The following is a 6,150-nucleotide window of genomic DNA, read 5'->3' on the forward strand; positions in this document are numbered from 1 at the left end:
CTCGATGGCGCCCTTGCCCCACTCGTCCTTGTGCCGGGAGAGGCGCTTCTCGGTGACGTAGGAGAGGAAGGTGGGGATCTCGGCGCCGCCCGCCGGGATCGCGCCGAAGGGGAAGCCGATGAACGGGCCGCGCAGCCACGACTTCCAGGTGCGCCGCACATCGTCGCGGCCGAGCCAGGGGCGGCCCACCGGGATCGGCTCGCCCGGCCGGCGCCGCAGATGGGCGGCGACCCACAGGGCCTCGCCGATCGCGAACAGGCCGACGGCGACGATCACCACGTCGATGCCGTCGGCGAGCTGGAGCGAGCCGAAGGTGAGTCTCTGCTGGCCGGTCATCTGGTCCAGGCCGACCAGGCCCAGCGTCAGTCCGATGAACAGGGACGCCAGACCGCGGATCCGGGACGAGCCGAGGACGGACGTCACCGCGATGAAGGCGAGCACCATGATGGCGAAGTAGTCGGGCGCGCCGATGTCGACGGCGAGCCGGGCCACCGTCGGGGCCAGGGCGACCAGGAGGATCGTGCCGACCATGCCGCCGGCGAAATGGCCGATGGCGGCGGCGGCCAGCGCCTGCGCGCCTCGCCCCGACCTGGCCATCGGGTTGCCTTCCATCGCGGCGACCACTGCGGCGCTCTCACCGGGGGTGTTGAGCAGGATCGAGGTCGTCGAACCGCCGAACATGGCGCCGTAGTAGATGCCCGCGAACATGATGAACGCGCCGACGGGGTCGAGTCCGTACGTCACCGGCAGGAGCAGCGCGACCGCCATGGCCGGGCCGATGCCGGGCAGGACGCCGATCGCGGTGCCGAGCAGCACGCCGAGGGCGGCCCACAGCAGGTTGAGCGGGGTCAGCGCCGTGCCGAAACCGTCCAGCAGGGAGTTGAGGGCGTTCATCTCACAGCACTCCCATCAGGGGGCCGCCGGGCAGCGGCACGCCGAGCAGGTTGTTGAACACGGCGTAGGTGACGAGGGACAGCACGGCCGCGATGAGCGGGTCGCGGTCGGGGCGGCGGCTGCCGAGGGCGAAGGCGGCGCCCCAGAACAGCAGGGCGCCCGCGACGGGGAAGCCGAGCGGTTCGATGAGGACGGCCGCGCCGAGGAAGACTCCGGTGAGCAGCAGGACCGTACGCCAGTCGGCGGGCTCGGACAGGTCGACGTCCTCGCCCGTCTCGGCCTGGCCGCGGCCGCCCCGCAGCACGTCGACGGCGAGCAGGACGGCGATGAGCAGCAGCCCGGCGCCGACGGCCAGGGGCACCGTCCGCGGGCCGACCGGTCCGCGCTGGGCGATGTCGACGTCCATGGTGAGCGCGTCGGTGAGCACCAGGGCGCCGAGGGCCAGCAGCAGGACGCAGACGCCGAGTTCGGAGTGGTCGCGCAGCCAGGAGCGGCGGGCCGGGGTGGGCGCCGGAGGGATGTCGGCGGTCGGGGTCGTCACAGTCCCAGCTCCTTCAGTACCGAGACCACCCGCTGGTCCTGGGCGTCCAGGAAGTCCCCGAACCTCTCGCCGGACAGGAAGGCGTCGTCCCAGCCGTTCTTTTTCATGGACTCCTGCCACTCGGGCGAGTCGTGGAGTTCCTCGACGAGGCGGACGAGTTTGCCGCGCTCGGCGTCGGAGAGGCCGGGAGGGGCGACGATGCCGCGCCAGTTGGTGAAGTTCACGTCGTAACCCGCCTCCTGGAGGGTGGGCGCGTCCAGGCCGTCGACCCGCTGGGGTCCGGTGACCGCGAGGAGGCGCAGCTCACCGGCCTTGATCTGGTCGAGGTACTCGCCGACGCCGGAGACACCGAAGGCGACCTTGTTGCCGAGGATGGAGGCGAGGAGTTCGCCGCCGCCGTCGAACGGGATGTAGTTGACCTGCTTCGGGGAGATCCCGGCGGCGCGCGCCATCAGCATGGGCGCGAGGTGGTCGGGGCCACCCGGTGAGGAGCCGCCGCCGACGGGGAGTTCGCCGGGGTCGGCCTTCCAGGCGTCGATGAGCTCGTCGATCGTCCGGTAGGGCGAGTCCTTGGCGACCACCACGACGTCCTGCTCCTCGGTGAGGCGGGCGATCGGGGTGGTGTCGGCGAGGGTTCTGGGCGCGTCGTTGGAGCGGACGGCCCCGACGACGCCGAGCCCCATCGACATCGCGAGCTTGCCGTTGCCGTGCTCGCCCACCAGGCGGGTGAGGCCGACAGTGCCGCCGGCGCCGGGCAGGTTGAACACCTCGATGCCGGGGGTGAGTCCGGCGTCCTCGGCGTTCTTCGCGGCCGTGCGCGCGGTGATGTCGTAGCCGCCGCCCGGTGTGTTGGGGACCATGAAGCGCAGGCCCGGGATCTGTGTGCCGGTCCCGGTGCCGCTGCCCGTGGTCAGCAGCGGGGGTCCGATGAGGACGAGCACGGCGGCCCCGAGCAGGGCGAGGGGGGTGCGCGAGCGCACGATGCCACCACCTGTCGGTCTGTCGATGGGGTTGGGGAAGGCCCTGTGGGGGGAGGGTGAGGTGGGCCATATGTTGCCCCCCGCCTCGCCGGGCTGTCCCGCTTGCGGAACCAACGGAGGTTCTGGTCTTTGTGTCAGCGGCGGTTGCGGCGGCGCCGGTCCGCGGCCGCCGACCCTGCGGCGACCGGTCTCTTTCCTCCGGCGCAGGTGGAGGCCATGATGGGGCGACCCAGCCCCTGCAGCCTCACCACCGAGAGATCGAGTACGCCGTGGTCGCCACCTTTCGTCGTCAGACCCTCGCCGGCGAGATGCTGGTGCTCCAGCTCGCCATCGTGGTGGTGGTGCTGGTGGCGGTCGCCGGGGTCTCGCTGGCGCAGTCGGAGGCGACCTTCGACCGGGTGGAGGGCCGCCGGGTGGCCGCGCTGGCCGAACAGCTCGCGGCGAACCCCCTGGTGCGCAGCCAACTGGTGGTTCCGCTGCCGCGCGAGGCACTGGCGCCGCTGGTGAGCTCCACGCAGTCGCAGTCCGGGGTGACCTCGGTGACAATCGCGGACGCGGACGGGCGGATCGTCAGTTCCACGGACCCGACGGCGATCGGTGGGCCGCTGCCGCTCGGCGACGGTGCCACCCGAGGGCGCGGCTGGTCGGGCGAACTGACGCTGGACGGCGGGCGCGAGCGGGTGGCCCAGGTGCCGGTGCTGGGGGCGGCGCGGGAGAACCTCGGGCGGCATCTGGGCACGGTGATGGTCGGCGAGGCCTCCCCCACCGTCTGGCAGCGGCTCAGTGGCGCGTCCTCGTACCTCCTCGCCTACCTGGGCGTCGCGAGCGCGCTGGGGCTGGCCGGCTCGCTGCTGCTGGCCCGGCGGGTCAAACGGCAGACGCTCGGACTGGAGCCACGGGAGATCGCGGGGCTCGCCGAGCACCGGGAGGCGATGCTCTACGGGATCGCCGAGGGCGTGGTCGCCCTGGATCCGCAGCACCGGCTCACGCTGGTGAACGAGGTGGGGCGGCGGCTGCTCGACCTGCCCGGGGACTGCGTGGGGCGGAGCCTGGCGGACCTCGGTGTCGAGGGGCGGCTGCGGGACGTGCTGGCCGGGGACCGGGACGGCGCGGCCGACGAACGCGACCAGGTCGTCGTCCGGCACGGCCGGGTCCTGGTCATGAACCGGATGGCGGTCCGCAAGGACGGGCGGCCGCTCGGATCGGTCACCACGCTGCGCGACCGTACGGAACTGGCCCGGCTGGAACGGGAGATCGGCTCCTTCCGCAGCTCCTCGGAGCTGCTGCGCGCCCAGGCGCACGAGTTCGCCAACCAGCTCCACACCATCTCCGGGCTGATCCAGATCGGCGAACAGGAGGAGGTGGTCCGCTACATCCGCGCCCTCAACCAGCGCCGCCAGTCCCTGGACGTCACCCTGAGCCGCCGTGTCCGCGACACCGCCGTGGCGGCCCTTCTGATGGCCAAGTCCTCACAGGCCGCCGAACGCAAGGTCCGTCTGCGCATCTCCGACGACACGGCGCTCGACCGCCTGGCACCGCAGGACGCGGCGGACGTCGCGACCGTGGTGGGCAACCTGGTGGACAACGCGGTGGACGCCGCGGCGGCGGGTGGGGCGGCCGCGACCGCCGGGGCCGGGGCGGGGGCGGTGAGCGGCGGCCGGTCCGGCGGGCAGGACGAGGGCCGTGGCCGGTCGGGCCGCAGCCATGGGGCCTGGGTCGAGGTCGGGTTGCGGCAGGACGCGGCCAGTGTCGAGATCGCCGTCCGGGACTCGGGGCCCGGTGTGGCCCCCGACCTGGCCCGGGAGGTGTTCTCGCACGGCTTCACCACCAAGGCCGCCCGCAACGGCGAGCGCGGAATCGGCCTGGCGCTGACCCGGCTGGTCTGCGAACGGCACGGCGGGGAGATCTCCGTGCGCAACACCCCCGACGGCGCACTGTTCACCGCGCGCATGACCCTCAACCACCTCACCGACGCGGTGGCGGAAGGAGCGGACCGATGACCGGCAGACAGGGAACGCCCGGTCCGCGGGAGCCGATCGACGTCCTCGTGGTCGACGACGACTTCATGGTGGCCAGGGTGCACCGCGCCTTCGTCGAACGGGTCAGCCCGTTCCGCGTGGTCGGCGTCGCCAGCAGCGGCCGGGAGGCCGTTGACGCCGTCGACGAACTGCGCCCCGACCTGGTCCTGCTCGACCTGTATCTGCCGGACGTCTTCGGCCTGGACGTCATCCCGCGGCTGCGCACCGCCGGGCACGACTGCGACGTCATGGTGATCAGCGCCGCCCGCGAGACCGGCACCGTGCGCGGCGCCGTACGCCACGGCGTCGTCGACTACCTGCTCAAGCCCTTCGAGTTCGAGGACCTGCGGGCCCGCCTGGAGCGGTACGTCGCCCAGCGCGGACGGCTGCTGACCACCGTCGTGCGTGGCCAGGCGGACGTGGACCGGGTCCTGGCCAAAGCGGTGCCCGTGCCCGCCGCCGGTGGGCTCCCCAAGGGAATGAGCGTGGAGACCGCCGAACTGGTCGAGCGCGCCCTGCGCACCGCCGACGGCACTCTCTCCGCCACCGAGTGCGCCACCCTGACCGGCGTCTCCCGCGTCAGTGCCCGCCGCTACCTGGAGCACTTCCACACCACCGGCAGCGCCGACGTGTCCCTGCGGTACGGCGTGGCGGGGCGGCCCGAGCGGCGGTACAGCTGGCGCGTGTGAGGCGCGACGGTGCCGTGTCGGTCCTGCGGGGCGGGGCACTCGTACGCGGTGGCGCAGCTCATCCGGAGCCGCCGTGCTCACGCGGGAGGCAAGGATCATGGGACATGGTGGAAACGTCATCGACGAGTTGGTGACCGATCACCGTGAGGTCGAGGAGCTCTTCGGTCGTATCGAGGCGCTCGCGCCCGGGGACAAGGACCGCAAGCTGTACGCCGACCAGGTCACGATGGAGCTGGTCCGGCACTCGGTGGCCGAGGAGGCCTATCTCTACCCGGCGGTACGCCGGCACGTGCCGAACGGCGACGCCATGGCCGACGAGGAGATCGAGGACCACTCCAAGGCCGAGCAGATCATGAAGGACCTGGAGGGATGCGACGCCGGCGACCCCGAGTTCGACCGCCTCATCGGCATGTTGATGACCGAGGTCCGTGCGCACCTGGCCGAGGAGGAGGGGACCCTCTTCCCCGCGCTGCGCGCCGCCTGTCCCCCGCAGGCCCTCGACGAGCTGGGGGACAAGGTCCGCCAGGCGAAGAAGGTGGCACCTACCCGTCCGCACCCGTCCGCCCCGGACACGCCGCCGCTGAACAAACTGCTGGCGCCGGGCGCGGGGCTGGTGGACCGGGTGCGCGACGCGCTCTCGGGCCGTGGGAAGAAGGCGTGAACCGACCCAGCCCGATGAGGAAATCCCCGAGACCGTACGGCCGACCGTCACCGGCCGGCGGCGGCCTCAGGCGATCAGCGCCCGCCCCGGCCCCAACCGGTCCAGCAGCGGCTCCTGGTACAGCTCGGCGACCGGGGCCAGGAGGTCGGGGTGGCGCAGCAGTGCCGCCGCCTGCCGGTCGTGCGCGTCGGGCGCGACCAGGCGGCGGAACTCCGCCGGCTCACCCGTGATGCGACCGCCGTCGGCCAGCGCGGTCACCGCGCGGCGGGCCAGTCCGGGGTCGGTGAGCAGACAAGCGGCCCAGCTCGCCACCACCTCGTCCACCCAGGTGCGCCAGGCGTAGGTGTCGGGGTCCTCTCCCCCTTGG

Annotated in this window: 6 protein-coding genes and 1 pseudogene; 3 read left to right on the forward strand and 4 right to left on the reverse strand. The window is 72.8% G+C overall.

What is annotated here, in order from left to right; translation table 11 throughout:
* The 3 genes from AB0O67_RS36020 to AB0O67_RS36030 all read right to left on the reverse strand — a co-directional run.
* Nucleotides 1–894: tripartite tricarboxylate transporter permease (locus tag AB0O67_RS36020; RefSeq protein WP_365459906.1), on the reverse strand; the 894-nt coding region annotated here is incomplete at its 3' end.
* Between the two features lies 1 nt (nt 895).
* The gene (locus AB0O67_RS36025) at nt 896–1,435 is read right to left on the reverse strand and encodes a tripartite tricarboxylate transporter TctB family protein (protein WP_365459909.1); all 540 of its coding nucleotides are present in this window, start codon (nt 1,433–1,435) and stop codon (nt 896–898) included.
* A complete protein-coding gene (locus tag AB0O67_RS36030) occupies nt 1,432–2,415 on the reverse strand; it encodes a tripartite tricarboxylate transporter substrate binding protein (RefSeq protein WP_365459912.1) in 984 nt (327 codons plus the stop codon). Before AB0O67_RS36030 ends, AB0O67_RS36025 begins: the two co-directional genes overlap by 4 nt.
* A 269-nt stretch (nt 2,416–2,684) precedes the next feature.
* On the opposite strand from AB0O67_RS36030, the gene AB0O67_RS36035 reads away from it, so the two are divergent.
* From AB0O67_RS36035 to AB0O67_RS36045, 3 genes are all read left to right on the forward strand, one after another.
* The gene (locus AB0O67_RS36035) at nt 2,685–4,415 is read left to right on the forward strand and encodes an ATP-binding protein (protein WP_365459914.1); all 1,731 of its coding nucleotides are present in this window, start codon (nt 2,685–2,687) and stop codon (nt 4,413–4,415) included.
* The gene (locus tag AB0O67_RS36040) at nt 4,412–5,122 is read left to right on the forward strand and encodes a response regulator (protein WP_365459917.1); all 711 of its coding nucleotides are present in this window, start codon (nt 4,412–4,414) and stop codon (nt 5,120–5,122) included. Before AB0O67_RS36035 ends, AB0O67_RS36040 begins: the two co-directional genes overlap by 4 nt.
* A gap of 97 nt (nt 5,123–5,219) precedes the next feature.
* Nucleotides 5,220–5,783 (forward strand): hemerythrin domain-containing protein, encoded by a 564-nt coding sequence (locus AB0O67_RS36045; RefSeq protein ID WP_365459920.1) that lies wholly within the window; start codon nt 5,220–5,222, stop codon nt 5,781–5,783.
* A 66-nt stretch (nt 5,784–5,849) separates the two neighbouring features.
* On the opposite strand, the pseudogene AB0O67_RS36050 reads toward AB0O67_RS36045, so the two are convergent.
* Nucleotides 5,850–6,150 (reverse strand): annotated as a pseudogene (locus AB0O67_RS36050) (hypothetical protein); the annotation flags it as partial.

Origin of the sequence: Streptomyces sp. NPDC086077 (assembly GCF_040686175.1) — a bacterium.
Classification (GTDB): Bacteria; Actinomycetota; Actinomycetes; order Streptomycetales; family Streptomycetaceae; genus Streptomyces.

What these genes read in the sequence shown, in the direction of transcription:
- AB0O67_RS36040 (WP_365459917.1), top strand. Translation starts at nt 4,412, where the DNA reads ATGACCGGCAGACAGGGAACGCCCGGTCCGCGGGAGCCGATCGACGTC.
- AB0O67_RS36045 (WP_365459920.1), top strand. Translation starts at nt 5,220, where the DNA reads ATGGGACATGGTGGAAACGTCATCGACGAGTTGGTGACCGATCACCGT.